Below are 2,628 nucleotides of genomic sequence, written 5' to 3'. Positions count from 1 at the left end.
GGCGAACCGGTGGTCGGCGTGCCGGCCGTCGGCGCGGTAGCTGATGCCCGCCAGCGTGTGGCCCGGCGGGTCGACGCCGAGCGCGCGCACCGCGCGCAGCGCCCCCGGCAGCAGCCCCTCGCCGCACGCCTTGTCGAGGCCGCCGTCGAGCACGCCCGCCCGACGGTCCACGACCAGCACCTCGAGGCCCGCCTCCCGGGCGCGGACGGCGGCCGCGAGCCCGACCGGTCCTGCGCCCACCACCACGACGTCGGCGTCGCGGCTCATCCGGCCCCACCCGGAGCGCGCGCACCGCGGCTCGCTCCGCCGGTCGCGGACCGCAGGGCCCGCTCCTCCGCCGGGATGCGGAACCTCGCCAGCAGCACAGCGTTGAGCACGGTGAACACCAGGGCGGTGACCCAGCCGGTGTGCACGAGCGGGAGCGCGACCCCCTCGACCACCACGGCGACGTAGTTGGGGTGCCGCAGCCACCGGTAGGGTCCCGTGGCCACGAGCGGCAGGCCGGGCACCACGATGACGCGCGTGTTCCAGCGCGGGCCCAGCGTGCCGACGCACCACCAGCGCAGCGCCTGGCTCGCGAGGACGAGCACGAGCATCGGCCAGCCCAGCCACGGCAGGAACGGGCGCTGGGCGGCGACGACCTCGACGACGCACGCGACGAGCAGGCCGGTGTGCAGCGCGACCATGGCCGGGAAGTGCCCCCGGCCCGACTCGACGCCGCCGCGCGCGAAGGACCAGCGCGCGTTGCGCGCCGAGACCACGAGCTCGGCGAGGCGCTCCAGCGCCGTCAGCCCCACCAGTACGACGTAGGTGACCAGCACGTCACCGACCTCCCATCCGCAGCAGCACCAGCTCGCACGCCACGCCCGGCCCGAACGCCATGAGCACGGCGGGCGACCCCGGTGGCGCGTCGTCGTGCGCGAGCGTGCGGGCGAGCACGTCGAGCACCGACGAGGAGGACAGGTTGCCCGCGCACGCCAGGCTCGCACGGCTCTCGCGCACGGCGTCCTCCGGCAGCCCGAGGGTGTCGCGGACCGCGTCGATGACGCGCGGCCCGCCCGCGTGCACCACCCAGGTCGGCACGTCGCCCGGGGTCAGGTCGTGGTCGGCGAGCAGGCCCTTGACGTCGGCGAGCAGGTGCGCGGCCAGCAGGTCCGGCAGGCCCGCGGAGAGCACGATCGCGAACCCCGTGTCGCGCACCTCCCAGCCGAGCGCGTCCGTGGTGCCCGGGTACAGGTGCGAGCGCGTGTCGACGATCGTGGCCGGTGCGCGCCCGCCGCCGCGCGCCAGCGGGTGCCGCTCACCGACGACGACGACCGCCGCGGCGCCGTCACCGAACAGCCCGGACGCCACCATGTTCGCGGTCGAGTCGTCGCCGTGCTGGAGCGTGAGGGAGCACAGCTCGACGGAGACCAGCAGGGCGACGTCGTCGGGCCGGCCCAGCAGGTGGTCGTGCACGCGGGCCAGCCCCGCGGCACCGCCCGCGCAGCCCAGGCCGAACGACGGCGTGCGCCGCACGTCCCCGCGCAGGCCGAGCCGCTCGGCGAGCAGCACGTCGAGGGAGGGCGCCGCGACGCCGGTCACGGACGTCGCGAACACGTGGTCGACGTCCTGCGGTGCCAGGCCGGCGCTGTCGAGCGCGCGGCGGCAGGCCTCCTCGGCGAGCGCCGCCGCCTCGCGGACGAAGATCGCGTTGGTCGTGCCCAGCGAGTGCAGGCCCGCGTACTCCTCCAGCGGCAGCACGAGGTGCCGGTGGTCGACGCCCGCGCTCGCGTGCAGGCGGCGCAGCAGCGCGCCCCGGCCCGGTTCGGACGCCACGAGCGGGCCGACGGCGGCCGTGATCGCCGCCTGGTCGTACACGTGCTCCGGCAGGACCGGCTCGACCGCTACCACGCAGGACTTCCCGGTATCCGCCATACCGGAATCGTCACCCAGGACGGGGTCACTTGCGCGGCGAGGCGGCCGGGCCGTCCGCGCGTCGCGGCACCCTGCGAGCGGACCCGGGTGCGGCTAGGTTCGGCGCATGACCTCGGCCGGGACGTCCAGCGGACAGGCGGCCGCACCGGTCGCGCGGCGCGTGCTCGGGCTCGTGCGCGCGAGCCACGCCGCGCCCGCCGTCGTGGTGACCGGCCTGGCCACCGCGCTCGCCGCCGCCCTCGGCTCTCCGCCGGCGACCGTCGTGCTCGTGGCGGTCGCCGTCGGCACGGGGCAGCTCTCGGTCGGCTGGTCCAACGACTGGATCGACGCCGCGCGGGACCTCGCCGTCGGGCGGCGCGACAAGCCCGTGGTCGCGGGCCTCGTCACGCCCCGCACGCTGCGGCGGGCGGCGCTCGCCGCCGTGGCGGTGTGCGCCGTCGCCTCGCTCGCGCTGGGCGTGCTGCCCGGTGTCGCGCACCTCGTGGCCGTGGCCGGGGCGTGGGCGTACAACGCGCGGCTCAAGGCGACGGTGTGGTCGTGGCTGCCCTACGCGGTGTCGTTCGGCCTCCTCGCCGTCGCGGTCGTGCTCGCGGCGCCCGGACCGCGCGTCCCCGCCGGCTGGGCGGTCACGGCCGTCGCGGTGCTCGGGGTCGGCGCGCACGTCGCCAACACGCTGCCCGACCTCGAGGACGACGCCGCCACCGGCGTGCG

4 protein-coding genes are annotated in these 2,628 nt (G+C 77.3%); 1 reads left to right on the top strand and 3 read right to left on the bottom strand.

Translation table 11 applies throughout. From position 1 onward, the window contains the following. The 3 genes from HLB15_RS23255 to HLB15_RS23245 form a co-directional block, all read right to left on the bottom strand. A partial coding sequence (locus tag HLB15_RS23255) for an FAD-dependent monooxygenase (RefSeq protein ID WP_171109103.1) occupies positions 1-267 on the bottom strand: 267 nt, incomplete at its 3' end. Then, positions 264-818 carry an isoprenylcysteine carboxyl methyltransferase family protein gene (locus tag HLB15_RS23250; RefSeq protein WP_171109105.1) on the bottom strand — a complete coding sequence of 185 codons (555 nt, stop codon included), beginning with the start codon at positions 816-818 and terminating at the stop codon, positions 264-266. The genes HLB15_RS23255 and HLB15_RS23250, both read right to left, overlap by 4 nt. Positions 819-822: 4 nt before the next feature. After that, positions 823-1,917 (bottom strand): type III polyketide synthase, encoded by a 1,095-nt coding sequence (locus tag HLB15_RS23245; protein WP_171109101.1) that lies wholly within the window; start codon positions 1,915-1,917, stop codon positions 823-825. Positions 1,918-2,023: 106 nt separating this feature from the next. Between HLB15_RS23245 and HLB15_RS23240 the strand changes: the two genes are divergently transcribed. Then, positions 2,024-2,628: UbiA family prenyltransferase (locus HLB15_RS23240; RefSeq protein WP_171109099.1), on the top strand; the 605-nt coding region annotated here is incomplete at its 3' end.

The organism is Promicromonospora citrea, assembly GCF_013004695.1.
In the GTDB taxonomy this organism is placed as follows: Bacteria; Actinomycetota; Actinomycetes; order Actinomycetales; family Cellulomonadaceae; genus Promicromonospora; species Promicromonospora citrea.
The sequence above is the reverse complement of the archived record's forward strand: the minus strand, read 5'-3'. Positions and strand labels throughout refer to the sequence as shown.